Genomic DNA, 25,449 nt, shown 5'->3' with positions numbered 1-25,449 from the left:
ATGCGCGTACTACTGACCGGACACCAGGGCTACCTGGGCACCGTGATGGCCCCGGTCCTCGCGGCCGCCGGACACGAGGTCGTCGGTCTCGACGCCGGCCTGTTCGCCGATTGCGTGCTGGGCCCGCAGCCCGCGGACCCGCCGGGGCGGCGGGTGGACCTGCGCGACGTCACGGCCGAGGACGTGGCCGGGGTGGACGCGGTGATCCACCTGGCCGCGCTGTCCAACGACCCGCTGGGAGCGCTGGCTCCGGACCTCACCTACGACATCAACCACCACGCGTCCGTGCGCCTGGCGCAGCTGGCCCGCGAGGCCGGTGTGGGGCGCTTCCTGTACGCGTCGACCTGCTCCGTCTACGGCGCCGCCGGTGGCGGGGGCCTGGTGGCCGAGGACGCCCCGCTGCGCCCCGTCACCCCGTACGCGGAGTCCAAGGTGCGGGTGGAGGACGACCTGCACGCGCTCGCCGACGGCGACTTCACGCCGGTGTACATGCGCAACGCCACCGCCTTCGGCTTCTCGCCCCGGCTGCGCGCCGACATCGTGCTGAACAACCTGGTGGGGCACGCGCTGCTGTCCGGCGAGGTCCTGGTGCTCTCCGACGGCACCCCCTGGCGCCCGCTGGTGCACGCCGTCGACATCGCGCGGGCCTTCGCGGCGGCGCTGGTCGCGCCGCGGGAGGCGGTCCACGACCGCGCCTTCAACATCGGCAGCGAGGTCAACAACGTGACCGTCGCCCAGATCGCCGAGCAGGTCGCCGAGGCGGTGCCGGGTTCCAAGGTGCGGATCACCGGGGAGAACGGCGCCGACCCGCGCTCGTACCGGGTGGACTTCTCCCGCTTCCGGGAGGCGATCCCCGGCTTCGACTGCGAGTGGACGGTGAAGCAGGGCGCACTCGAACTCGCCGAGGCCTACCGTACCCACGGACTGACCCAGGAGGCCTTCGACCAGCGCTTCACCCGGCTGGCCGTGCTCCGCTCGGCGTCCGACTCCGGCGCGGTCGACGAGACCCTGCGGTGGCGCCGATGACCCTGGTCGGCGAGGAGATGCACGCCCTGGTGGAGCGGCTGTACCCGCTCTGCCGGAGCATCACGGGCGACGGAGTGCGCGCCACCTTGGACATCATCGGCGAGTACCTGCCGCTCCAGGTGCACGAGGTGGCGACCGGGACGCAGGTGCTCGACTGGACCGTGCCCCAGGAGTGGAACATCCGGGACGCGTACGTCGCGGACGCGGCGGGCAACCGGGTCGTCGACTTCGCGGCGTCCAGCCTGCACGTGCTCGGCTACAGCACGCCGATCTCGGCGACCATGCCGCTGGCCGAGCTGCGCCCGCACCTGCACACCCTGCCGGACCGGCCGAGCTGGGTGCCGTACCGCACCAGCTACTACACGCCGCAGTGGGGTTTCTGCCTGGCGCAGGACACCCTGGACGCGCTGCCGGACGGCGACTACGAGGTGCGCATCGACTCCACGCTCGCCGACGGTCACCTCACCTACGCCGAGCACGTGGTCCCCGGGCAGGTCCCGGAGGAGGTGATCGTCTCCTGCCACGTCTGCCACCCGTCGTTGGCCAACGACAACCTGGCGGGCGTCGCGGTGGCGACGTACCTGGCGCGGGCGCTGGCCGAGGAGACGCCGTACTACACCTACCGGTTCATCTTCGCTCCCGGCACCATCGGGGCGATCACCTGGCTGGCCCGCAACGCGGAGCGGGTGGAGAAGGTCAAGCACGGGTTGGTGCTGGCCTGCGCCGGGGACTCGGGCCAACTGACCTACAAGCAGAGCAGGCGCGGCGACGCGGAGATCGACCGGGTGCTCCAGCACGTGCTGCGCACCTCCGAACGCCCGCACCGGATCACCGAGTTCACCCCCTACGGCTACGACGAGCGGCAGTACTGCTCGCCGGGCTTCGACCTCGGGGTGGGGTCGCTCAGCCGGACCCCGTACGCGGGCTACCCCGAGTACCACACCTCGGCCGACAATCCGGACTTCGTCTCCCCCGAGGCGATGACGGACACGCTCGCCGTCTGCCGCGAGGCGTTCGACGTGCTGGACCGCAACCGGAGCTACCTCAACCTCAGCCCTTACGGCGAACCGCAGTTGGGGCGGCGCGGGTTGTACGACTCGCTCGGCGGGCGCAGCGACGCGAAGCAGGCCCAGATGGCGATGCTCTGGGTGCTCAGCCTCTCCGACGGCGAGCACAGCCTGTTGGACGTCGCCGAGCGCGCGGGGCTGGCGTTCGACACCGTCGCCGTGGCCGCCGACGCCCTGCGCGGTGCCGGTCTGATCAAGGCGTGACCCGATGACCACAGAAGGGGACAACACGACGACGACGGAGCCGACGGGGCCGACGGACCCGGCGGCGCCGGCCCCGCGCACCGCGAAGCGGGCCATGGTGGGCCGGCTGTCCTGGGGGCTGGCCGACCAGGCGGCCTCCAGCATCAGCAACTTCGCCGTGGGCATCTACGTGGCCCGCTCGCTGGGGCCGACCGCCTTCGGCGTGTTCAGCCTGGCCTGGGTGACCTACGGCGTGGTGCTGAACGTCTCCCGCGGGCTGGCCACCGACCCGCTCGTGGTCCGGTTCAGCGGCGTGTCGGAGGCCTCCTGGCGCTCGGCGGTGGCCCGGTCCACGGGTACCGCGCTCGGCGTCGGGACGGCCCTCGGCGCGGCGTGCCTGGCGGTCGGGCTGAGCCTCGGCGGCAGCGTGGGTCCGGCGCTGGCCTGCCTGGGCGTCGTGCTGCCGGGATTGTTGATCCAGGACGCCTGGCGGTACTCGTTCTTCGCCGCGGGGATCGGGAAGAAGGCCTTCACCAACGACCTCGTGTGGGGCCTCGCGCTCATCCCGGCCCTGTTGGTCGCGGCCCGCGTGGGCAGCGTGGCGGCCTTCGTGCTCGCCTGGGGCGGCTCCGCCGCGGTGGCCGCGGTGTACGGCTGCTTCCAGTCGGGCATCCGGCCCCGCATGAGCGGCGCCCGCGGGTGGCTCCGCGAGCAGCGCGACCTCGGCTACCGGTACCTGGCCGAGAACGTCGGCCTCAGCGGCGCCTACCAGATCCGGGCGTACGGGCTCGGCGCGATCGTCGGGGTCACCTCGGTGGGCGCCGTGCGGGGCGCCGAGCTGCTGCTCGGCCCGTTCCTCGCGGTGCTCATGGGGCTGTCGCTGGTCACCGTCGCGGAGGCGGCCCGGGTGCTGCGGCAGGCCGCGCACCGACTGGGCAGGTTCTGTCTCCTGCTCGGCGGTGGGCAGGCCGGCGCCGCGCTGCTGTGGGGCGCCGCACTGCTGCTGGTCCCGGACCGGCTCGGCGAGCTCGTGCTCGGCGAGGTCTGGCCCGCCGCCTCGCAGCTCATCGTCCCGGCCACGCTCGGCGTCGCGGGTGCCAGCATCGGCACCGGAGCGGCCGCCGGGCTGCGCGCGCTCGGCGCGGCCCGGCGCAGCCTGCGCTGCCAGATGTTCGCCTCCGCCTGCTACGCGGGCGGCGGCGTCGGCGGGGCGGTCGTAGCGGGCACGGTCGGCTCGTCCTGGGGCGTCGCCGCCGCGACGCTCAGCAGCTCGGCCGTGTGGTGGCTACAACTGCGCTCCGCCCTGCGCGAGCACCACCAAGATTCCATCCGTGAAGTGAGGACACCATGACCGCCCATCCGCGGTTGAGCATCGGCCTGCCCGTGTACAACGGCGAGGAGTACCTGGCCGAGTCGCTCGACGCCCTGCTCGGCCAGACGTACGAGGACTTCGAGCTCGTCATCTCCGACAACGCCTCGACCGACGGGACCCGGGACATCTGCCACCGGTACGCCGCGCGGGACTCGCGCATCCGCTACCTCCGGCTGCCCCGGAACATCGGCGCCTCGCCGAACCACAACCACGTCTTCGCCGAGTGCCGCGGCGAGCTCTTCAAATGGGCCTCGCACGACGACCTGTACGCCCGGGACCTGCTCCAGCGCTGCGTGGAGGCGCTGGACGAGCGGCCCGACGTGATCTGCGCCCACACCGACCAGGCGGTCATCGACGGTGACGGCCAGGTGACCGTCCCCTACGAGTACACCCTGGCCACCGGTTCGCCGTCCGCGCCGGTGCGCTTTCGCAGCCTGCTGTTCGAGCCCGGCGGCGACGACTTCTACGGGGTGCTGCGGGCCGACGTCCTGCGGCGCGTGAAGCCGCTCGACAGCTACCACCACGCGGACCGCACCTTCGTCGCCGAGATCGCCCTGCACGGCCGCTTCCACCAGGTGCCGGAGCTGCTGTACTTCCGCCGCGACCACCCCAACCGGGCCGAGCGGGCGAACCCGAGCAAGCGCTCCCGCTGCGCCAACCTGGACCCGCTGCGGGCCGGTCCGCTGCACCCGACGGCCCGGCTGCTCGCCGAGTACGTGTGGGGCTTCGTCTCGGCGGTCCGGCGGGCGCCGCTCTCGGCCTCGGACCGGCGCGCCTGCTACCGCCACCTGGCCGCCTGGATGACCAGTCGGGCCCGGCCGGGCGCCGGCGAGCGGGTGGAGGACCGCGCCCCGGTGGACCCGGCGCTGCTCACGGTCTCCGTCGACGCGCTCGTCGCCGGCCGCGAAGGGAGGCCCGCATGAGGTCCCCGCAGGGAGCTCCGGTGCGCGTGGGCCTCTTCGGGCTGCTCGGCTCGGGCAACCTCGGCAACGACGCCTCCCTCGAAGCCGTGCTCGGGTACCTGCGCGAGGACCATCCGGACGCGATGGTGGACGCGCTGTGCGGCGGGGCCGAGGTGGTGGCGGCCCGGTACGGGATCCCCGCGACGCGGCTGCACTGGTTCCGCGGCGAGTACCGGACCGCGTCGCGGGCGGGGTCGGTCGCCGCGAAGGCGGTGGGCAAGCTCGTCGACGTCGTCCGCACCGCCGCCTGGGTGCGCCGCCACGACGTGGTGATCGTGCCGGGCATGGGCGTGCTGGAGGCCACGCTCCCGCTGCGGCCGTGGGGCTTCCCGTACTCCCTGTTCCTGCTCTGCGCGTCCGGCCGACTGCTGGGCACCCGGGTCGCGCTGGTCAGCGTCGGTGCGGCCGCGATCGGCAACCGGCCGACCCGGACGCTGGTGCGCTGGTCGGCGCGGCTGGCGGCGTACCGCTCGTACCGCGACGCGCCCTCCCGCGACGCGATGCGGGCGATGGGCGTGGACACCACGCGCGACGAGGTCTACCCGGACCTCGCCTTCTCCCTGCCCAAACCGGCGGCCGAAGCGCCCTCGGGCGCTCCGGCCGGTCCGGTCTGCGTGGGGGTCATGGCCTTCCACGGCGGCGACGACGACCGCGCCCGGGCCGAGGAGATCCACCGGCGCTACCTCGACGGCACGATCCGCTTCGTCCGCACGCTGGTCGAGGAGGGCAGGCCGGTCCGGCTGCTGACCGGGGACGGGGTCGACGCGGAGGTGGTCGCCGCGATCCTCGACGCGGTGGACTCGCCGCTGGTGACCGCCGCCGAGACCTCCTCGATCGACGACCTGATGAAGGAGATGGCCGCGGTCGACACGGCGGTGGCCATCCGGTACCACAACCTCATCAGCGCGTTGAAGGTCGGCACGCCGACCCTCGCGCTCAGCTACGCGGCGAAGAGCGAGGCGCTGATGGAGCGGATGGGGCTGGGCGCCTACAGCCACCCGGCCCGCGAGGTCGACGCCGACCGACTCCTCGCGCAATTCCGGGAGTTGGAGGCGAACGCGGCGGAGCTGAGGAAGACCCTCGCCGAGCGGAACCTGATCGCGGAGCGGCAAGTCAAGCACCAGTTCGCGGCCTTGACCGCAGCCCTCTTCCCGGACAACGTTCACACCAACACCCGATCACACGACCACGAACGCTCCTTGCGGGAGGCTCCGTGAACGTGCCCGAGACGAAAGCAGCCGGATTGAACACGACCGGAACGACAGCAACCGTTACGACGGCGCCCGCTCCTACGACAGCGACCGGCATGACGGCGACCGCGGTGCCGACGATCGCCGGGGCCTACCTCTTCGCCTCGACGTCGCACTCCGACGAACGCGGCTTCTTCTGCCGCACCTTCGACGCCGACGTGGTCCGCTCGGTGGGCCTGGACCCGCACTCCTTCGTCCAGGACAGCGTGTCCCGCTCGGTCCGGGGCGTGCTGCGCGGCCTGCACCTGCGCTCGGGCGCCGGTGAGGCCAAGCTGGTGCGGTGCTCGTACGGAAAGGTCTTCGACGTCGTCGTGGACCTGCGCGCGGACTCGCCGACCTACCGCAACGTGGCCTCCTTCGAGCTGTCCGGCGACACGCAGGTGACCCTGTACGTCCCGGCCGGGTGCGCGCACGGCTTCCAGGCGCTCACCGAGACGGCCGACGTCTCGTACCGGATCGACCGGCCGCACGATCCGGCCGAGGACGTGACGATCGCCTTCGACGACCCGGAGCTGGCCGTTCCCTGGCCGCTGCCGGTGACCTCGATGTCCCAGCGGGACCGGCAGGCACCGGGCCTCGCCGAGGCCCTGAAGCAGCGGAAGGGGTGACGCCGACATGAGCGAGACGGAGTTCTCCCTGCCGCTGTCGCGGGCGGCGAGCGAGCGGATGCACGCCGTGATTCCCGGCGGCGCGCACACCTACGCCAAGGGCGACGACCAGTACCCCGAGCACCTGGCGCCGGTCATCAGCCACGGCCGCGGCGCCCACGTGTGGGACGTCGACGGCAACCGTTACGTCGAATACGGCTCCGGCCTGCGGTCGGTCAGCCTCGGTCACGCCCACCCGCGGGTGCTGGAAGCGGTGCGCCGGGAGCTCGACCGCGGCAGCAACTTCGCCCGGCCCTCCATCGTGGAGGTGGAGGCCGCGGAGCGGTTCCTGGAGACGGTGCCGACCGCCGAGATGGTGAAGTTCGCCAAGAACGGCTCCGACGTCACCACGGCCGCGGTACGGCTCGCCCGCGCCGTGACCGGGCGTGCGCGGGTGGCGATCTGCGGGGACCAGCCGTTCCTCTCCGTGGACGACTGGTTCATCGGCACGACACCGATGTCCGCCGGTATTCCGGACGCGATCCGCGATCTCACCGTGGCGTTCCCGTACGGGGACCTGGCCGCCACCGAGGAGGTGCTCACCCGCCACCGGGGCGAGATCGCCTGCCTGATCCTCGAACCCGCCGGTCACACCGAGCCGCCGCCCGGCTACCTGGCCGGGCTGCGGGAGCTGGCGGACCGGCACGGCTGCCTTCTGGTCTTCGACGAGATGATCACCGGTTTCCGCTGGTCCGAGGCGGGTGCCCAGAGCCTGTACGGCGTCGTTCCCGACCTCTCGACGTTCGGCAAGGCGCTGGGCAACGGCTTCGCCGTGTCCGCGCTGGCCGGCCGTCGGGAGGTGATGGAGCGGGGCGGTCTGCGCCACGCGGGCGACCGGGTGTTCCTGCTGTCCACCACGCACGGCGCGGAGACGCACTCGCTGGCCGCCGCGATGGCGGTGCAGACCACCTACGTCGAGGAGGGGATCACCGCGCGGTTGCACGCCCTCGGCGAGCGGTTGGCCGCCGGTGTCCGTGACGCCGCGGCGGGCATGGGTGTCGGCGACCACGTCCTGGTCCACGGCCGGGCCAGCAACCTGGTCTTCGCCACCCTCGACGAGGACATGCGGCCGTCGCAGCCGTACCGCACCCTGTTCCTGCGCCGACTCCTCGCGGGCGGGGTGCTGGCCCCGTCGTTCGTGGTGAGCAGCGCGCTCGACGAGGCCGACATCGACCACACCGTCGACGTGGTGGCGCAGGCGTGTGCGCTGTACCGGAAGGCACTGGACGCCGGTGACCCCACCCCCTGGCTGGGCGGGCGTCCGGTGAAACCCGTGTTCCGCCGTCTGTCGTGAAGTGACGTGCTGTGAAACGTTTCTGAGGAACCGTCATGGCGGATCACGTCAGTGACGCTCCCGTCCACCGGCGTGGACCATCCGGTCGGCCGTACGGTCGACCAGCCACGCGACGGCCGGGATCGCCGCGAGGGCGGTGCACCATCCGCCGAGCGCGTCGGTCGGGTAGTGCGCGCCCAGGGCCACCTGTGCCCACCCCATGGCCGCGCCGCCCACCAGCGCCGCGGTGAGCACGAGCAGTGTGCCGGCCGCCTTGCCGAGACCGAGGCGGCCGGTCACGAGCAGTGCCACCACGAGGAGGAGCGCGGTGAGGAAGGCGGTGTGTCCGCTCGGGTAGGACAGGTAGCCGCCGTTGATGGTGCGCCCCACCACGTATTTGAGCAGGGTCGTGGTCCCCACGGTCAGGGCGACACCGGCGACGAGGAGGACGGCCGCGCGGCGGCGTCGTAGCAGCAGGCATCCCGTCACCACGGCGGCGACCAGCACCACCGATCCCGCGGGCTCGCCCAGGAAGTCCAGGGCCAGGGCGACGTGCCGCCACGGTGACGGCCGCAGGCCGTCCACCACTCCCCCGATCCGGGAGTCCACCGTGGCGGGTCGGCTGTCGTCGGCGTACCGGACCCCCAGCACCACGACGACCAGTGCGGCGAGAGCGGCGATCGATCCGAGCCACAGGCTCAGCACCGGAGGCAGCACGGCACGCGTCGGCCGGCCGGTCACACGCCCGTCCAACGCGGTCCTCCCGTCACGTCCGATGCCTTCGCCGACCGGTCAGAACAGGGACACGGGCGCCAGCTTCCGGCCGCCAGCCTAACCAACAACCAGGTTCCGGTAAACCAAGCTCCGGTCAGGCTCGGCAAAGCCAAGTCAAGTACTGGCAAACGGAGTTGATGATCCAATGGACGGTTTCATTCCTCGTCCTCGTCCCCCTCCTCGCCCCGGGCGAGCCATGGCGCGGTGGGCGCACCGTCGGGGTCCAGCCCGTACGGCCAGCGCGAGTGGAGGTCGAAGAGGAGCCCGTAGCGACCGGTGTCGGCGACGCCTCGGTAGAGGGCGTCGGTCGTCGCCGCCGGGGCGCCGCCGCGCTCGTACCGGCGCACCAAGAGGTACAGGGCGTGGACGTCGTCGGTGTCCGCCGCCTCGCGGTAGAGGCCCTCCACGTCCGCGTGCCGCCCGTCCCGTTCCCGCGACACGGCGAGGTCCACCAGGGCGTCGCCGTCCCCGAGCGCCGCGGCCTCGCGGTAGAGGGGTTCGGTGTCCTCGCGTACGCCGCCGCGGTCCCGCCAGCGCGCCAGATGGTGCAGCGGGTGGTAGTCGTGGAACCGCCTGTACACGGACTGTCGGGCGATGTCCTCGGCGCCCCGTTCGTCGCCGCTCTCGTCCCGCCACCGGGTCAACTCCCGCAGGGCGTTGGGGTGACCGGCCGCGGCGGCCGCGCGGAAGAGGGGCTCCGCGCCCACCAGGTCGCCGGCCGTGGCGCGCAGGACCGCCAGGTCGCGCAAGGCCTGCGGCCGACCGGCGGCGGCCGCCTCCCGGGCGAGGACCTCCGCTTCGTCGGGGCGACCCGAGCGCTCCTTGAGGACCACCAGGGCCCCCAGCGCGCGGGGATGTCCGCCGTCCCGCGCTTCCTGGAACAGGGATTCGGTGGCGGCGAGGTCGCCGGTGGCCGCCCGTCGCACGGCCAGGTCGAACAACGCCTCCACCGCCCCGCCCCCGGCCGCCCGGAAGAGCCGCTCGGCCTGCGCCGACTCCCCCGCCTCCACGTGCCGGACCCCCCTCTCGTGGAGGGTCACGGGCCCCCGGGCGGCCATGTCCCGGGCGAAGGCGGCCCCGGCTTCGGACGGTCGCGCGTGGGGGCGGTCCCACACCAGGTCCACCAGTTCGTCGAGCCGTTCCTCGACCGTCGCCCCCCGCTCGGGCAACGCCGCGCGCTCACGGTCCTGCGCACGTCGGTCCAGGTGGTGGGCCCACCGGAGGCGGTGACGGAGCTTCGCCTGCTCGGCCAGGGCGCGCAGGTCGCCGGTGTGCACGAGGTGCGCGTGGGCGGCGCTCCAGAAGGAGGCGGGCGGGCACAGTCGGCGCCGGGCGTCGCGACCGTACTGTTCGAGGTAGTCGGCGAGCCGCAACACCCGCCCGGCATCCGCCCCTTCGGCGGGAGCGGCCCGCCCGCCGGGGGAACGCCGGGCGGTCCGGGGCACCGCGAGGCGCAGCGGGGCCTGTTTGCCGTGGACCGGCTGTGCCAGCTCGGCCAGGGCCGCCCGCTCCCACTCGGCCGTGTCCTGGAGGGCGTCGTAGTCGTCCTGCCCGATGTAGTCCAGGGCGGCCTCCCTCAGGAAGCGCTCGGGCAGGTGGAACCCGACGCCCAGCCGCCGCGCGTCCACGGCCGCGTCGAGCAGCGCCCTGGCCGCGGGGCTCGCCGTCAGGTAGCGGTGGAGGAGCAGCGGGGCGCCCGCCAGGTCCTGGGCCACGCGGCCGCTCGTCCGGCTCCGGCCGAGCGCGTCGGCCAGCAGGCCGTCGCCCGCCGCCGCGCGGGCGCTCGCCTCGCGCAGCGCCTTCTCGTCGAAGGCGTCCGCCACCGTGAGGAGTCGGCCCGCCAGGAGTTCCCGCACCCTGCTGTGGGGATCGGGCGCGCCGGGTGCGGGCGGGGCGGTGTACCGGCGCTCGTACTCCGGCCACAGGGTGCCCAGTACGAGCACCGGACCGCGGCCCGTGGTGGTGAGGAGCCCGTGGAGGGCGGCCGCGACGCGCTCGCCGTGGTGCGGGTCGCCGAGGTAGTGCTGGGACTCGTTCAACCACACCACGGTGCGGGGACCGACGCGGGCGAGGTCTTCGACCGCGGCCTCCACCCGCGACGGGTCGAAGGGGTGCCACAGCCACCACCCCCGCGCCGCCAACGGCTGTACGGCCTCCCAGCACGCCCGCGTCTTGCCCGTCGAGGAGGACCCGACGAGCACCACCATCCGGCTCCGGCCCGCGCCCGCCGCGCCGACGGCTTCGGCGAGCACCCGGTCGTGGTCCCTGGTCACGTATCCCGACAGCGCGGCGGGGTGGTGGCCGGCCCCCGGTCCGGCGGGGTGCACCTCCAGATGGTGCGGGTCCCAGTCACCGATCGGCTTGCCGAGGCGACCGGGCTCGGCCGACCCCTCCCCGGCGTCGGGGGCCCCGGCCGCGCGACGGCGCAGTTCGAGGAGTTCGGCGCCCGCGAGACCGAGCGCCTCGGCGAGGGCCGCCACGGTGGCCGCCGAGGGGACCGGGGCCCGGGCGCCGAGGGCGTCGTGCACGGTCGTGCGCCCCAGTCGGGCCCGGGCGGCGAGCCGGGTCTTGGTCAGACCGGCCAGGGCGAGGCCGTCGGCCAGCCGTCGGCGCAGCTCCGCGAGCGCCGCGCCCGGCGCCCCGTTCCCACCGTCCACGTGCCGCCCCTCGCGCCCCGCGCGTGCCGTCCCTACCGGTCCGCGCGCTCGTAGGGGGTCATCATCTCCCGTCCGCGCCGCGGCGATCGCGCCTTTCTCGACGCGCGGCCCGCTCGGCGGGGGCGGCCGTACCGGGAGAGCGTTCGGTGGCGCACCGTGTCGCATAGGATCCGTTGCGTCACGTCCTCGCCCTGCCGCGCCGCGTCGACGGCGCGTACCGGGCCTACTTGGGGAGACCCGATGACCACGGCCTCCGACCGTCCGCTCCCCCGGGTCAGGCCGGGACCGCCGCCCGGGGCTCCGCCGCCCGAGCTGCCGCCGCAGGAGGTGGCGGCCTGGCAGGCCCGCGGCGGCGAACTGATCGAACTCCTCACCCGGGCGGCCGAGCTGGGCCCCTTGGCGGCCTTCACCCTCGGCCCGCGCCGCACGGTGCTGGTCACCGGCCCCGAGCAGGTCCAGCACGTGCTCGCGCAGCACCCGGAGGGGTACGTCAAGCAGTCGCACCGCGCCGGGCTGCTGCTCGGCGAGGGCGTGATCACGGCCGGCGGCGAACCGTGGAAGCAGCAACGTCGGCTGCTCCAGGGTCAGTTCACCTCGGTCGGCCTGCGCCGGTGGGAGCAGCGGATCGCCGAGGCGGCCGCGCGGACCGAGCGGCGCTGGGCCGAGTGCGCCCGTACGGGCGAGCCCACCGATGTCGGCGCCGACATGCAGTTCTTCGCCCTGGACGCCATCTGGCGCACCCTCACCGGGGATCCGCTGGACGACGCGACCCATCGTGAGCTCGACGCCATGAACGAGGTGGCGGTCCACCTCTCCGCGCTCACGGCGACCGCCCCGGCCGACCAGGAAGCGGTGACGGCCGCGCTGGCCCGGATCGACTCCGTTTGCGCCCGCGCGATCGCCGGGGCCAGGGAGCGGCTCGCGGGCGGGGACGAGACCGGGGGCGGGCTGCTCCGGGTCTTCCTGGAAGCGGCGCGGACCATGCCGCGGTACACCGATCGGCTGATCCGCGACGAGCTGGTCAACCTGCTGGTGGCCGGCCACGAGACCACCGCCAAGACGCTGTCCTGGCTCTTCCTCCGGCTCGAACGGCACCCCGACGTCAGGGAGCGGGTGCTCGACGTCTGCCGCAACGGCTCGCCCGAGCAGCGCCGCGAGGTGGTCACCGCACTGATCAACGAGACGATGCGGCTGCACCCCGCCATCTGGCTGATCCCCCGCCACGCGGCGGCGGACGACACGATCGGCGGTTTCCGGATCGAGGCGGGCAGCCACGTGCTCAGCTCCCCCTACCTGACCCACCGCGATCCCGAACTCTGGCCGGAGCCCGAGGTGTTCGATCCCTGGCGCTTCATCGAGCCGGGCCGTCGCCCCGGCCGACTGGGCGCCTTCTACCCCTTCGGCCTCGGCGCCCGGGCCTGCCTGGGCCAGCAGTTCACCTACCGCGAGATGCTCTGCGTCCTCGAGCTCCTCCTCCCCTCCTACGACCTGGACTTCCAGGAGCTCCCGCACTCCACCTTCTTCGGCGTGGTCCTCCACCCCGTGGGCCCCCTGCGCGCCACCGTCCGCTCGCTCTAGGATCACGTCGACGCGATCGACCGCCGCGGTCGCGTCGGCCATGGTCAGGGAGCAGAGTGCCGTCTTTCGTCCACCGCATCACCAAGTACGACCCCGCCGACCGGGACGAGGGCGGCGGCTACGTCGGTGCCGAGGAGCCGGAGAGCGACCACGGTCCGGTGGAGGCGGCGTACTTGCGGGCGGTCGCGGCCTTCGCCGAGGACAGCGGCGTCGACCGGCTGACCGTACGCGGTCCGGGGATCTCCAGCTCCGTCCACTTCGGCCTGGCCCCGGCCGCGGACGGGCACGGCCTCGCCGGGCTCTTCCCGCCCGACCTCGGCGGGTTCCACGACGGCGCGGAGGTGCCCCTCTCCGTCGGCCTGGAGCTGGTCCGGGTGATGCTCCGCGGCAGCGGTGCCTGGTGCGGCCTGGAGGTGGAGGGCCGCTTCGCCGTGCACGTCGACTGGGACCAGTACGTCTACGTGAGCAGCGACCGGCCCTGCGCGGGGGCGGTCGCCCGCACCCGGGCGCTCGGGCTCTTCCCGGAACGGACGGACCGTTTCGACCCGGCCGAGGACGAGGACGACGAGCCCGGCGTGCAGCGGCCCGCCGACGAGGACTTCTGGGACCACGTGCGCCGGCTCGTCGCCACCCGGGGTGCCGTGGTGCTGGAGGAAGGATTCGTCTACAACGCCACGCGCTGGCACCGCCTCACCCGGGACACTTTCGATCCGGTGCGCGCCGGGCTCGCCCCGCGCTCCCGGCTGACCGTGTGGCCGGACCTGTCGACGGACGTGGCGGCGGTCCTCGCCGCGCTGCCCCCCGACGCGGTGGAGTTCGTGTGGGAGGACGAGGACGGGGCGATCACGGGCACGGAGGCCGACGAGTGCGACTACCCGGCGCTGGCCTCCCGCATGACGGGCGCCCGGGCGGCCGCGGCCCTCGCCCCGTACGGCGATGAGCGCAGGCCGCTGCTGTCCGGCGTGTTGCCCGACGCCGACGGCGTCCTGCGCGCCCGGTGGAGGACGCCGGCGACGCCCAGCGACCGGACCTGGGCCTTCCTCAAGACGCTCCGGCGCGGGCAGATCTGTACGGGCACCGTCGTCGCGATGCCCGACTTCGGCGTGACCTTCGTGGACATCGGGGGCTTCACGGCGATGATCAACCTTCCCGAGCTCTCCTGGCGCCGCGTCGAGCACCCCCGCGACCTCCTCAGCATCGGACAGCGGATCTCGGCCGAGATCCTCGACGTCGACCTGTCGAGGGAACGCGTATCGCTGTCGTTGAAGCGCACCCGGCCGAACCCCTCGCCGTAGCGCACGACGCCTTCTCACCCCGTGTCGAGGAGCCGGTCGAAAGCGGCGGGAAGCCGCTTCCAACCGCCGGGACCCGCCGCGTACTCGGCGTCCGTCAGCAGGCAGGAGTCCAGGAGCCGCTCCAGCCGGTCCCGGTCGAGGCCGGGCGAGGTGAAGACCAGGTGCTGGCAGCAGTCGCCGTGCTCCGGGTGCCAATCGAGCACGGCCGCCGCCCTGCGCACGGGTGGGACCAGCTCCCACGCCGCCTCCGGCAACGACGCCAACCAGGGACCGGCACTCTCCACGCAGAGCGCGCCGCCGGCCGCTTCCCAGGCGAGCATGGTGTCGGGGCGGTCGGCGAGCCAGAACCGGCCGCGGCTGCGGGCGGCGACGCAGGACAGGTCCTCCAGCGCCCCGTAGAGGCGTTCGGGGTGGAAGGGCCGCCTACGGTGCCACACGACGGTGGCGACACCCGCCTCGTCGGCGTCCTGGGGCAGGAGCGCGCACGCCGGGTGCTGGGCGGCGGCCGCGGCCTCGACGTCGAAACCGGCGAGCGCCGCCCTGGCGAGTTCGAAGGAGTCGGCGCGTACGCGCCGGGCGGTGGGGTGCAGTTGCGCGAGGAGCGCGCGGTCCGCGTCATCGGCCCCTTCGGTGTCCCCGTGGGCGTCTTCGTCGCCCTCGACGAGGGCGAGGACCGGCGCGTACTCCAGCTGTCGGGCCCAGGTGTCCCCGATCGTGCGCCGGTCGGTGGGGGCCGCCGCGAGGCCCGCGGCCACCAGGTCGTCCCCGTTGGCAAGGACGGGCAGGACGAGCGCGGGGTCCACGGCGGTGATCACGTTGGTCAGGACCAGCCGGTCCCCGCCGCGCGCGGCGATGACCTCGGCCACGGCCTTGGGTTCGACCGAGTCCCACAGCTCAACCACGGCGAGCCGGGTCGAACCGCCGTCCGCCAACCGCTCCAGCTGCGGCACCAGGTCCTCGCGCAGGGTGCAGCAGGCGCAGTCGTCGACCGGCGGGGGCTGCGCGCGGGAGAGGGTGCCGCGGGCGTCGCGGAGCACGCGGACCACGGCGCCGTCGCACGCCCCGGTCAGATCGTGGTGCAGGGCCACGCTGCCCGATACGGAGCGCAGGAGTCGTTCGACGACCTCCTTCCGCGCCTCGGCGTGCATCCCGGCGACGACGACCACGGGGAGCTGGTGTCCGCGGCCCGTCACCGGGCGCCGTAACGGCGCTGGAACTTCTCGACGCGGCCGGCGGTGTCCACGACGCGGGCGGTGCCCGTGTAGAAGGGGTGGCTCGCGGAGGAGATCTCCACGTCGACCACCGGGTAGGTGTGGCCGTCCTCCCAGTCGACGACCTTGTCGCTGGTCATGGTGGAGCGGGTGAGGAACGCGGTGCCGGAGGCGGTGTCGCGGAAGACGACGGGCCCGTAGGCGGGGTGGATGCCGGGCTTCACGGCGGGAACCTTTCGACGGTGGGGCGGAGTCGGCCGAGGTCGTGGTCTGGCCGACGGTCGGGGGCGGCCCGACCTGACGCCACTATATGGCAATGGTTTCCATTTTCAATACGGCTGTAGACGTCGGCCCCGCGCGCTGCGTGTTGCCGCCGTGCTGCGGCAACGTGAACTGCGTGAACAAGCCGTGACCGGCGGCCGCGGAGAGATCCGGATCGCGCGGGCAGCGGATAGCGTCGCCGTCAGAGCCGTTCCGCGGAGCAATCGCCACCCGGAACCACGGTCCGGGCAGCCCATCGGCAGCCGCCGCGCCGCCGGCCCCCTCGCCTCGGCCGACCCCGCGGCGCCTCGGGGAGCGCACGCCACACAGCGCCCGCTCCCGCCACTCCCCCTCCAGTCACAAGGACCCCTGATGCCCTTCTCCCTGCCCGCGGGCGGGCGCCTCACCGCGCTCGCCGTCTCCCTCGTCGTGGCCCTCGGCGCCGCGACGCTGGGCGGAGCACCCGCCTCCGCCGCCGCCCCGGCATCCCCCTACGGGCCGCAGGCGCCGCAGAACCCGTTCACCGCCGCCAACGGCGCGGCCACCATGCACGGAGACACCGCCTCCAGCGGCACCACGTCCTACCCCGGGCCCGGGACGTCCGGCATCAACTACACGCGCACGGCGCTGGCTTCGGCGTGCCCCACCGTGGTCGTGGGCGGCGACGGCTACGTGGTCTCCCTCTGCACGACCATCTTCGGCCGGACGCCGACGGCGCACCTGCTCGACCCCGCCACCGGGGCGGACCTCGCCTCCCTCGCGCTCCCCAAGGGCAGCCTGTTCGGCGGCGTGTACGCCTACCTCGACAACGAGGACCGCCTGGTCGTCGTCGACGGGAACGACAACCTCCTGCGCATCGGCCACCACCGGTCCGCCGACGGCTGGGCGCTCACGGTGGACCGGTCCGTCCCCCTGGGCGACGCCGTCCCCGCTGGGGACAACATCGTCGGCCTGACCCCCGATTGGGACGGCAGGGTCTGGTTCGCCACCAGCGGCGGCGTGATCGGGACCGTCGACGACACCCACGGCACGGTGCGCGCCATCAGCACCGGCGAGGGCGTCCAGAACAGCATCTCCACCGTCCCCGGGCACACCGCGGTGGCCACCGACCACGCCCTCTACCTCCTGTCGGCCGCCCCCGACGGCACCCCCGTCGTGGACCGGCGCACGCCCTACGACCGCGGGCCTGCCCGCAAGCCCGGCCAGCTCAGCTGGGGCACCGGCACCACCCCGAGCTTCTTCGGACCGGGCGACGGCACCGAGTACGTGGCCATCGTCGACAACGCCGCCCCGCACGGGAACCTCCTCGTCTACCGGGTCACCGGCGGCCCGGAGCCGATCTGCCGGATCCCCGTGCTCACCCAGTTCGCCCGCAGCGGCACCGAGGACGCCGTCATCGCGACCGGCCGCAGCGTCTTCGTCACCAACACCTACGGATACCCGTACCCGGCGCTGCCCGAGGGCGCTCCGGCGAGCCAGCCCGCCTCCGCCGGTTTCGACGGCGGCCTCAGCCGGATCGACGTCAACGCCGAGGGAACGGGCTGCTCGGTGGTGTGGAACAGCACGGTAAAGTCGGCGGCGTTGCCCCGCCTCTCCCTGGCCGACGGAAAGATCTACACCGTCTCGGTGACCGGGCCGACCGGCAGCGCCGGACTCAACACCTTCGCCCAGTACCACCACTCGGTGCTCGACCCGGCGACCGGCGCCCAGCTCAGCAGCTCCTTCCTGGGCATCGGGCTGGTCTACAACCCGCTCCAGATGCGCGGCACGGCCGCCCCGGACGGCACCCTCTACCAAGGCACCGAGACCGGAGTGGTCCGCATCTCCAAGCGCTGACGGGACCTCACCCGGTCGACGTCGTGCGTCGCGGAGGCACGCGCCCCGACCCGGGCGGCAGGGCGCGTGCCTCCACGACGCGCGACGTCGACCGGGATGTCAGGGAGCCCGGTGCGCCGGTCCGCCGGCTCCGCCCTCGTGGGTCAGGGCTTCGATGTACGCGGCGAGGCGACCGGCGGCGCGCAGTTGGGCCAATCCGCGCGCGGTGAGGTCGCGCTGCCACCGGCCGAGGCCGGCATTCAGCGCGTCGAGGCCACCGGCGTCGCGGAGGGCTCCGAGGATCGTGGCGATGGCGCCGAGGGGCTGGCCCCCTCGGCGCAGCAGGTGCGCCAGCTCGGCGTCGCGCACGTCCCGTGCGAGGTACTGGCGGTGTCCGGTGCGCGGGTCGCGCGGCGGGGTGAGGATTCCGGCCCGCTGCCAGCCGCGCAGCGTGGCCGGGTCGAGCGCGAGGTGGCGGGCGAGTTCGCCGATGCTGTACGGCGCGCGGCCGCGGTCCGCCGCCTCCGGGGCGGCCGCCGCGAGGTGCCGGAGACCCTCTTCGACGGCCCGGAGCGTGGCGCGGTCGCGCGCCAGGAGCGCGTGCCCGGCATCGATGTGTTCCAGGGCCTCGTCGAGCCGACCGCCGGTGACGGCCCGCATGATGCGTCGACCCGTCGAGTGGCCGAAGGCGGGGACGAGCGCCAGGTGGGCCGCGAGACCGGCGGCGTGGACGGCGGTGTAGTCCCGGTATCCCGCCGGGCTGCGGCGCGCCGGGGCGATGATGCCGGCGTCCTCGTAGTTGCGGACCGCCTGGGTGGAGAGGCCGTGGCGGCGGGCCAGGTCCACGGGTCTCATCTGACCTCCACTTGAAGGTTGGGGCCCTGTTCATGGGGTGCGGGCGCGAAAAGTCTCCACCGGGCGTTCAAGGATACGATCCAGAGGCATGACACAGAGCACGCATACGGTGGCGGGCGACTTCGACCTGACCATGGACGAGCTGCGCGCCGTGGCGCACTACGCGGTGCGGCACGCCGAGGACGTCCTGCCGACCTTCGAGCGGGCGGTTCCCGATGATCCGCGCCCCCGCACGGCCGTCGAGGCCGCCCGGGTCTTCGTCGACGGCGCCAGGAGGACGGCCCTGCAGCGCACGGCCGCCGTCGACGCCCACCGGGCGGCCCGGGCCGCCCCCACCGAAGCCTCCCGGCTGGCCGCACGGTCCGCCGGTGACGCCGCGGCGGCCGCGTACCTGCACCCCATCGCCCGGGCGAGCCAGGTCGGCCACATCCTGCGGGCCTGTGCGAACGCCGCACGCGTCGGGGAGCTGGAGGCCGGCGGCGACCCCGCGATCGGGGACGCCCTGCTGGAGCGGTCCCGCCGACGCGCGACGCCGTTGCTGATCGAGGTGTTGCGCCGCTACCCGGCCGCGCCGGCCACCGGCGGCCGGGTCGCCCTGCTGATGAGCGCCCTGGACCTGTCCCTGCGCGCGCGGTGGTCGGCGTCGTGATCCTGCCGACCGTGCGCGATCCCCGGTTCGTGACGCTCCGCCGTGGCGGGACCCTCACCGACGCCGACCACCGGCTCCTCGCCCTGTGGGCCGCCGCGTGTGCGGAGCACGTGCTCGACCTCTTCGAGTCGGTCAGGCCCGAGGACCCGCGCCCCCGCCATGCGATCGGGCAGGCACGGGCCTGGGTGCGCGGCGAGGTCAAGATGATGGCGGCGCGGGCGGCGGGCGGCCATGCGATGGGCGCGGCCAGAGACCTGCGCGGGGCGGCCCGGCACGCCGCGTACGCGGCCGGGCAGGCCGGGGCCGTCGCCCACGTGGCCGCGCACGAGCTGGGCGCGGCCGCCTACGCGATCAAGGCCGTACGCGCCTCGGTACCGGAGGCGGCGGGCGCGGAGGCCGCGCGACGCGAATGCCGGTGGCAGCGCGAGCAGCTCCCGGCGGCGATCCGCGACCTCGTGCTCGACGACCAGCGGCTGCGCAACGACATCTGCTGGTCGGTCTTCGACTGCTGAAGCGGTCGCGCGCCCGCCCGGGTTGGGCTCGTGGCTCAGCCCCAGAGGGCGGCCAGGTGGGCGTCCAGGACCTCCTCGGCCTCTGGCGGGGTGAGGTTGCCGATGAGGACGTGGGTGGTGAGGCCGTCCGCGAGGGCGATGAGGGTGCGGGCCTCGCGCCGCGGGTCGAGGGGCGCGGCGCCGTCGGTGTCCCGGGCGGCTTCCGCCATGAGGTGGGTGAACGCCTCGTACAGGGCGCGGTAGTTCGCCTTCAGCGTCGTGGCGAGCTCCTCGCTGACGGTGGCCTGCGCCACGAAGGCGAGCCAGACCCTGGCCTCGGTCCGGTGCTCCTCCCTGAGCAGCGCGATCTCCGTGGCCGCGTGCCCGAGGGCGGTCGCGGCCGACTGGGCCGGACTCCGCAGGAGGCGGGACCGTACGCGATCCGCGATCTGCTCGCTGATGTGTCCGAGCGCGAAGACGAGCATCTCCTCCTTGGTGCGGAAACAGCGCTGGACGGCGCCCATCGACACCTGCGCGCGGGCCGCGACGTCGCGCAGGGTCACGCCCTCCAGCCCGCGTTCGTCGGCGAGCCCGCAGACGGCCTCGGCGATCAGGCGCCGCCGCCCTTCGTGATCCACCTGCCTGGGCATGCCCGACCCCGCCTCCTCCGCGGTTGCCCGCGTCTCCCGCGGCGCTCCGCCACGACAGCAGTTTATGCGATGCGCCCGCATCGGTTCCAAGGGTACGGTGTCGTTCCGATGCGAGCGCATCGGAACGAGACGGGGAGGGAAGGGCTATGCGGGATGCCCTGTGGAAGATGTCGGCCGCCGCTCAGGCGGAGGCCGTGCGCCGAGCGGAGGTCTCGGCCGTCGAACTGGTCGACAGCCATCTGGACCGGATCGCCGAGGTCAACCCGCGGGTGAACGCGGTCACGCAGCTCCTGGCCGAGCGGGCGCGGGCGGGCGCGGCGCGGCTGGACCGTCGGCGGGCGGCCGGTGAGGAACTGGGACCGCTGGCGGGCGTACCGTTCACGGTGAAGGAGAGCACCCCGATCGAAGGCGTGCCGACCACCTTCGGCGCCGAGCGCTTCCGCGACCTGGTGGCGGCGGCCGACGCGCCTCCGGTGGCGCGGCTGCGCGCGGCGGGGGCCATCCCGGTCGGGCACAGCAACGTTCCCACCCTGATCCTGGCGGGGATGCACACGCGCAGCGAGCTGTTCGGCGACACGGTCAACCCGTGGGACGACGGCCGCACCCCCGGCGGCTCCAGCGGGGGCGACGCGGTGGCCGTGGCCACCGGCATGGCGGCGCTCGGGCTGGGCAACGACTCCGGCGGGTCGGTGCGCATCCCGGCCCAGTTCTGCGGTGTGGCCGGGCTGAAGCCCTCGACGGGCCGCTTCCCCGCCGACCACCGCGTGCTCGGCCCGGACGATCCCGGACCGGCCTCCCAACTGCTGGTCACGGACGGCCCCTTGGCCCGGACCGTGGACGATCTCCGCATCGCCTACGAGGTGCTGGCGGGAACCGATCCGCGCGACCCGCGTGCCGTGCCGGTGCCCGCCTACGGCCCGCCGCTCCCGGGCCGCGTGACGGTCGCGGTGGTCGCCGATCCCGGCGGGCACGGCGTCCACCCCACGGTGCGCGCGGCGGTCACGACCGCGGCCGACGCGCTCCGGGACGCCGGTTACGACGTCCGCGAGGTGCCGGACGTACCGCGGCTGGACGAGGCCCTGGAGGCGTACGGCCGGATCACGGTGACCGAGTTCGCCCCGTCCTGGCCGGTGGTGCGCACGCTCCTGGGCAAGGGCGGCGACCGCTACATCGCGATGATGATGGAACGGACCCCACCCGCGAGCGCGGCCGAACTCGTGCGGCTGATGGGCACGTGGCTGAGCATCCGCCGCTCGTGGGCCGAGTTCCTCGACACCTACCCGCTGCTGCTCGGCCCGGTCTTCACCGAGCCACCGGTCGAGCCGGGGCTGGAGTCGCGCGACCGGGCGGGAAGGGACCGGGTCGGCTCGGCCATGCGCCTGTGCACCGTGACCAGCTTCGTGGGCGTTCCCGCCGTGGCCGTGCCGACGGGAGTGGTCGACGGGCTCCCCTGCGGGGTGCAGGTCGTCGGCCGCGCGTTCCGGGAGGACCTGTGCCTGGACGCGGCCCGGGCGATCGAGGAGCGGCTCGGCGTCCTCACACCCGTCGACCCGCGGCCGCGGAACCCGCGGGGCCGGGCGCACTGACGGACGGGGTGCGGGCGTGGGGGGCGGTGCAGCGGTGGGATCGGGTCTACGGTCGGGGCATGACTGCTGAATCACTGCGTTCCGTCACCGTCGAGCGGATCGGGCCGGGGCTCTTCTCCGCCACCAATGCCCGCGGGGGCACCATCACCTTCAGTACCGGTTCCGGGGAGGGGTTCACCCCCGTGGAGCTGTTGCTCGCCGCGATCGGCGGCTGTTCCGCGGCCGACGTGGAGGTCGCGACCTCGCGGCACGCGGAGCCCGACACCTTCTCCGTCGACGTCCGTGGGCACAAGGTCCAGGACGAGGGCGGAGGCAACCTGATGACGGACCTGGAGGTCGCCTTCACCGTGGGCTTCCCCGAAGGGGAGGGCGGCGACCGGGCGCGGGCGATCCTGCCGCGTGCCGTGAAGACCTCGCACGACAAGCTCTGCACGGTCAGCCGCACGGTGGAGGCCGGGGCACCCGTCGTGACGAGGGTCGTCGAGTAGGGCGGCCGCCCCAGGACGCGAAGCGGCCGGTCGCCCCCGGGCAGGGGCGACCGGCCGCTCGCCGTGCCGGTCCGGGGCCTCAGGCCCGCTTGCGGCGCCCGGCCGCGATCAGGGCGTAGGCGATCAGGAGCACGACGGTGAAGGCGAGTCCCACCCCCGCCGCCTGGCGCATGTCCGGGACCTCGATCGCGGTGGCCGCGACGGCGAGGACCCCGGCGCCGGCCACCACCGCGAGCACCGGACCGCCGGGGACGCTGAAGCCGGTGAAGTCCGCCGGGTGCGCGTCGCGGTGGCGGCGGAAGGCGACGTACGAGGCGAGGATCAGCAGCCAGACGAGCAGGACCGCGAACAGGGCGATGGACATCAGGATGCCGAAGATGCCGCCGACGTCGTAGAAGGCGAGGAGCGCGGCGACCGCGATGCCCAGCGTGGAGGCGGCCAGCGCCGCGGCCGGCACGCCCCGGGCGGTCAGTGCGGCCAGCGGGGCCGGAGCCAGGCCGTCGGCGCCGAGGGAGTGGAGCAGGCGGGAGGCTCCGTACAGGTGGGCGTTGGCGGCGGAGATCGCCGCGATGAGCACCACGAGGTTGGTCAGGGTGGCCGCGGCGGGCACACCGACGTCGGAGAAGACCCGCACGAACGGGCTCGCCTCCACGCTGCCGTCACCGGCGGCGAGCCGCTGCCACGGGATCAGGGCCATGACCAGGGTGATGGACAGGACGTAGAACACGCTGAGCCGCCAGGCGAGTTGCCGCATCGCGGTACGGATGGTGCGCTGCGGGTCGGCCGCCTCGGCGGAGGCGATGGCGACGACCTCGAATCCGGCGTACGCGAACATCACCACCGACATGGCGATCCAGATCGACTTCGCACCGTGCGGCATGAATCCGCCGTCGTCGGTGAGGTGCGCGAAGCCGGTGGCCTCGCTGTCCGGCAGACCGAAGAAGACGAGGAACGCGGCGCACAGGATGAAAGCGCACAGGGCGGTCACCTTGATGGTGGACAGCCAGAACTCGGTGGTGCCGAAGGACTTCACGTTGATGACGTTGACCGCGAGGACCACCGCCGCGACCGCGAGGATCGCGGCCGTCATCGGCACGCCCGGCCACCACCAGCGTATGTAGAGCGCGGAGGCGACGACCTCGGTGCCGATGACGACGACGGCGCTGAACCAGTACGTCCAGCGGGTGAGGAACCCGGCCCAGGGACCGAGGTACTTGTGCGCGATGACCCCGAAGGAGCCCTGGACCGGGTGGGCCGCGGACATCTCGCCGAGCAGCACCGCGATGATCGCGACGAGGACCGCCCCGATGGCGTAGGAGACGATCGCGGCCGGACCGGCGGCGCCCATGGCGGAGCCGGAGCCGAGGAAGAGGCCGGTGCCGAGGGCCGAGCCCAGGCCGATCATGGTGGTCTGGCGGTGGGTGAGCGAGCGCACCAGGCCCGGCTGCTGCGCGGACGGACCTTCGGGGGGACCGGCGGGTGCGGGCACGGGCGAGGACGCGGGGGCGGGTCTTTCCGGAGCGGCCATGGCGGGGACGTCCTTCTCTACGGAGAGCTGGCGGGGTGGGAGCGGGGCGGGAGCTGCTCAGAACTCGCTGTTGCGGAAGGGCTTTTCGGGGCGCGTCAGGTGGGGCTGTCCCAGGACCTTCTGCGAGGACAGCGCGTAGATGCCGTGGTTGGTCAGCACCCAGGCGATGTTGCGGTCCCACTCCACGTACACGCCGTGGGTCTGGTTGCCGTACGCGTAGTCCGGGGTCTCGGGGCCGTACGCCTTGGGGACGAAGTACGCCTCGATCTCGGGCCGGGCCGGGTTCTTCACGTCGAAGAACTGCACGCCCGCGTTGTAGAAGCCGTACCCGAGGACACCGGCGTCGTGCTTGCCGGGGTTGGTGTAGTAGCCGGTGCGCTTGGGGCCGAAGCTGCCGCGCCGCTGGCAGAAGTCCTGGAAACCGGCCGCCTTGGGCGGGGTCGGGCGGGGCAGGGTGCCGACGACGCGCGGGTGCTTCGGGTCCTTGGCGTCGATCTGGTAGACGTCCTTGTACGGCTCGTAGCAGTCCTCGGTGAGCGGGTAGCCGGAGTAGTAGATCATCCCGGTCCGCTCGTACTGCGACACGTCGATGTTGTCGCCCTCGGTGCCGGAGACGGAGGGCGGCAGGTCGAGGTGGCCGACGGCCTTCATGTGGGCCGGGTCGGAGATGTCGAGGACGGTCAGGCCGTAGCCGCCCATGGCGGCGAAGGCGTAACGCCCGCCCTGTTCCACCGGCTTGGGGATGAACAGCGGCATCCGCGCGCCCATCCAGCTGGTGCGGTTGCCGCAGCGCGGGTTGGCCCGGTACGCCGCGTCCTCGCCGGTGCGCTGGCCCGGCAGGTGCCAGGTGTCGAGCAGCTTCGGGTGCGCGGGATCGGACATGTCCCAGGACTGGTAGCCGGCGGAGTGCAGGTTGGTGGGGTACTCGGTGCCGGAGTAGGTGTCGTTCGGGGCGGTGGCGATGAACATGTACTTCTCGCCGGTCCAGTACGGCACGTCAAGCGAACCGGAGCCCTGCTGCGCCGTGTTCGGGTCGGAGGACAGCGGGTCCCGCTGGGTGGAGTCGGTGGAGACCGTGGCCAGGAGCTTCCAGTCCTTCTTGCGGGGGCCGTCGAGGCGGAAGACCTTGAAGCCCTTCAGGCCGGGCTTGGCGCGGAGCTTCTCGACACCGGCCGGGTCGCCGTACTTGTCGTGGCCGGGCTCGTCGGTGAGTTCGGAGATCTGCCGCTTGTCCTCGAAGCTCTGCACCATCACGTACGCGCCGAGCTTCTTGTTCCACTGGATGGTGGAGGCGCCCCAGTAGTCGCCCGCGGCCCAGGAGCCGTTGGCCTTGGACTCGTCGCCGCCGACGTCGCCGCGGGACATCTTCTCCACGACCGTCACCTTCTTCACGTCGGTGATGTCGTAGACGCGGCCCTCGGAGCGGTCGTACTGGAAGAGGTAGCGGCGGCCGTCGAAGTCGACGACGTTCTGCCAGGTGTGGAAGAAGTCGGGGGTGAAGTCGGCGCCCTCGTAGGCGGCTTCGACCTTCATGTTCTTGATGTACGAGCGGGTGTCGTACTTCTCGTTGCGGCCGGGGAAGGAGTGTTCGTGCTCCTCGTCGACCGGGGTGAGGGCGGGGTGGCGGAAGGTCCCGTCGAGCTGCATGCCGTAGGCGCCGGGGTCGGCGGGGCCGGGGCGGCGGTCCTCGCAGACGTCGGGGATGTTCGGGTCCTTGGCGGTGGCCGTGGTCGGGGCGGTGGTCGCGGTGGCGCCGGGCGCGAGCAGGGTCGCGACGGTGGCGACGGCCACGGCCGTGGCCAGTGCCGCTGTGGTGCGCAGGGATCTCATG

The 25,449-nt window shown here is 73.6% G+C and carries 22 protein-coding genes; 14 read left to right on the top strand and 8 right to left on the bottom strand.

Translation table 11 applies throughout. The features are described from left to right. The 7 genes from ACFWAR_RS07170 (at position 1) to ACFWAR_RS07140 (ending at position 7,801) form a co-directional block, all read left to right on the top strand. Positions 1-1,026, top strand: coding sequence for an NAD-dependent epimerase/dehydratase family protein (locus ACFWAR_RS07170; protein ID WP_385773962.1), 1,026 nt, complete (start codon positions 1-3; stop codon positions 1,024-1,026). Further along, positions 1,023-2,297, top strand: coding sequence for a DUF4910 domain-containing protein (locus ACFWAR_RS07165; protein ID WP_385774157.1), 1,275 nt, complete (start codon positions 1,023-1,025; stop codon positions 2,295-2,297). Before ACFWAR_RS07170 ends, ACFWAR_RS07165 begins: the two co-directional genes overlap by 4 nt. Before the next feature lie 4 nt (positions 2,298-2,301). Then, positions 2,302-3,627 carry a hypothetical protein gene (locus ACFWAR_RS07160; protein WP_385773960.1) on the top strand — a complete coding sequence of 442 codons (1,326 nt, stop codon included), beginning with the start codon at positions 2,302-2,304 and terminating at the stop codon, positions 3,625-3,627. Then, positions 3,624-4,571, top strand: coding sequence for a glycosyltransferase family 2 protein (locus ACFWAR_RS07155; protein ID WP_385773959.1), 948 nt, complete (start codon positions 3,624-3,626; stop codon positions 4,569-4,571). The genes ACFWAR_RS07160 and ACFWAR_RS07155 overlap by 4 nt, the downstream gene beginning before the upstream one ends. Continuing rightward, complete coding sequence (locus tag ACFWAR_RS07150; protein ID WP_385773958.1) at positions 4,568-5,827, top strand: polysaccharide pyruvyl transferase family protein; 1,260 nt, start codon at positions 4,568-4,570, stop codon at positions 5,825-5,827. Before ACFWAR_RS07155 ends, ACFWAR_RS07150 begins: the two co-directional genes overlap by 4 nt. A gap of 89 nt (positions 5,828-5,916) precedes the next feature. Next, positions 5,917-6,468, top strand: a complete 552-nt coding sequence (rfbC, locus tag ACFWAR_RS07145; protein WP_385773956.1) for a dTDP-4-dehydrorhamnose 3,5-epimerase — start codon at positions 5,917-5,919, stop codon at positions 6,466-6,468. 7 nt (positions 6,469-6,475) lie between these two features. After that, the gene (locus ACFWAR_RS07140; RefSeq protein WP_385773954.1) at positions 6,476-7,801 is read left to right on the top strand and encodes a glutamate-1-semialdehyde 2,1-aminomutase; all 1,326 of its coding nucleotides are present in this window, start codon (positions 6,476-6,478) and stop codon (positions 7,799-7,801) included. A gap of 48 nt (positions 7,802-7,849) precedes the next feature. On the opposite strand, the gene ACFWAR_RS07135 is transcribed toward ACFWAR_RS07140, so the two are convergent. Together ACFWAR_RS07135 and ACFWAR_RS07130 are read right to left on the bottom strand one after the other, a co-directional pair. Next, entirely contained in the window at positions 7,850-8,521 is a 672-nt protein-coding gene (locus ACFWAR_RS07135; protein WP_385773952.1) for a phosphatase PAP2 family protein, read from the bottom strand. A gap of 188 nt (positions 8,522-8,709) precedes the next feature. Continuing rightward, positions 8,710-11,211: a helix-turn-helix domain-containing protein gene (locus ACFWAR_RS07130; protein WP_385773950.1), complete on the bottom strand. Its 2,502-nt coding sequence runs from the start codon at positions 11,209-11,211 to the stop codon at positions 8,710-8,712. Between the two features lie 240 nt (positions 11,212-11,451). Here ACFWAR_RS07130 and ACFWAR_RS07125 point away from each other — a divergent pair, with 240 nt between their 5' ends. Beyond that, a complete protein-coding gene (locus ACFWAR_RS07125) occupies positions 11,452-12,789 on the top strand; it encodes a cytochrome P450 (RefSeq protein WP_385773948.1) in 1,338 nt (445 codons plus the stop codon). A 56-nt stretch (positions 12,790-12,845) separates the two neighbouring features. Next, on the top strand, positions 12,846-14,084 hold the full coding sequence (locus ACFWAR_RS07120) for a S1 RNA-binding domain-containing protein (protein ID WP_385773945.1): 1,239 nt from the start codon (positions 12,846-12,848) through the stop codon (positions 14,082-14,084). Between the two features lie 14 nt (positions 14,085-14,098). Here the strand turns inward: ACFWAR_RS07120 and ACFWAR_RS07115 are convergent, their stop codons facing one another. Both ACFWAR_RS07115 and ACFWAR_RS07110 read right to left on the bottom strand, forming a co-directional pair. Continuing rightward, positions 14,099-15,232, bottom strand: a complete 1,134-nt coding sequence (locus ACFWAR_RS07115; protein WP_385774155.1) for a CobW family GTP-binding protein — start codon at positions 15,230-15,232, stop codon at positions 14,099-14,101. Positions 15,233-15,273: 41 nt separating this feature from the next. After that, positions 15,274-15,519: a type B 50S ribosomal protein L31 gene (locus ACFWAR_RS07110; RefSeq protein ID WP_385773943.1), complete on the bottom strand. Its 246-nt coding sequence runs from the start codon at positions 15,517-15,519 to the stop codon at positions 15,274-15,276. Between the two features lie 409 nt (positions 15,520-15,928). Here ACFWAR_RS07110 and ACFWAR_RS07105 point away from each other — a divergent pair, with 409 nt between their 5' ends. Continuing rightward, positions 15,929-17,392, top strand: a complete 1,464-nt coding sequence (locus tag ACFWAR_RS07105) for a hypothetical protein (RefSeq protein ID WP_385773941.1) — start codon at positions 15,929-15,931, stop codon at positions 17,390-17,392. Positions 17,393-17,491: 99 nt separating this feature from the next. Here the strand turns inward: ACFWAR_RS07105 and ACFWAR_RS07100 are convergent, their stop codons facing one another. Then, positions 17,492-18,226 carry a MerR family transcriptional regulator gene (locus tag ACFWAR_RS07100; RefSeq protein ID WP_385773939.1) on the bottom strand — a complete coding sequence of 245 codons (735 nt, stop codon included), beginning with the start codon at positions 18,224-18,226 and terminating at the stop codon, positions 17,492-17,494. 88 nt (positions 18,227-18,314) lie between these two features. Between ACFWAR_RS07100 and ACFWAR_RS07095 the strand changes: the two genes are divergently transcribed. Next, the gene (locus ACFWAR_RS07095; RefSeq protein WP_385773937.1) at positions 18,315-18,875 is read left to right on the top strand and encodes a putative immunity protein; all 561 of its coding nucleotides are present in this window, start codon (positions 18,315-18,317) and stop codon (positions 18,873-18,875) included. After that, on the top strand, positions 18,872-19,387 hold the full coding sequence (locus ACFWAR_RS07090) for a putative immunity protein (RefSeq protein ID WP_385773935.1): 516 nt from the start codon (positions 18,872-18,874) through the stop codon (positions 19,385-19,387). Before ACFWAR_RS07095 ends, ACFWAR_RS07090 begins: the two co-directional genes overlap by 4 nt. Before the next feature lie 35 nt (positions 19,388-19,422). On the opposite strand, the gene ACFWAR_RS07085 is transcribed toward ACFWAR_RS07090, so the two are convergent. Beyond that, the gene (locus ACFWAR_RS07085; RefSeq protein WP_385773933.1) at positions 19,423-20,016 is read right to left on the bottom strand and encodes a TetR/AcrR family transcriptional regulator; all 594 of its coding nucleotides are present in this window, start codon (positions 20,014-20,016) and stop codon (positions 19,423-19,425) included. Positions 20,017-20,162: 146 nt separating this feature from the next. Here ACFWAR_RS07085 and ACFWAR_RS07080 point away from each other — a divergent pair, with 146 nt between their 5' ends. Together ACFWAR_RS07080 and ACFWAR_RS07075 are read left to right on the top strand one after the other, a co-directional pair. Beyond that, the gene (locus ACFWAR_RS07080) at positions 20,163-21,602 is read left to right on the top strand and encodes an amidase (RefSeq protein ID WP_385773931.1); all 1,440 of its coding nucleotides are present in this window, start codon (positions 20,163-20,165) and stop codon (positions 21,600-21,602) included. Positions 21,603-21,661: 59 nt separating this feature from the next. Beyond that, the gene (locus ACFWAR_RS07075; RefSeq protein WP_385773929.1) at positions 21,662-22,090 is read left to right on the top strand and encodes an OsmC family protein; all 429 of its coding nucleotides are present in this window, start codon (positions 21,662-21,664) and stop codon (positions 22,088-22,090) included. A gap of 79 nt (positions 22,091-22,169) precedes the next feature. Here the strand turns inward: ACFWAR_RS07075 and ACFWAR_RS07070 are convergent, their stop codons facing one another. Then, positions 22,170-23,618, bottom strand: a complete 1,449-nt coding sequence (locus ACFWAR_RS07070; RefSeq protein ID WP_385773927.1) for an amino acid permease — start codon at positions 23,616-23,618, stop codon at positions 22,170-22,172. A gap of 57 nt (positions 23,619-23,675) precedes the next feature. After that, a complete protein-coding gene (locus tag ACFWAR_RS07065; RefSeq protein WP_385773925.1) occupies positions 23,676-25,448 on the bottom strand; it encodes an LVIVD repeat-containing protein in 1,773 nt (590 codons plus the stop codon). Position 25,449: the final 1 nt, after the last annotated feature.

It is taken from the genome of Streptomyces sp. NPDC059917, assembly GCF_042730635.1.
In the GTDB taxonomy this organism is placed as follows: domain Bacteria; phylum Actinomycetota; class Actinomycetes; order Streptomycetales; family Streptomycetaceae; genus Streptomyces.
Note: the sequence above shows the minus strand (reverse complement) of the source record. Positions and strands in the feature narration are given on the sequence as shown.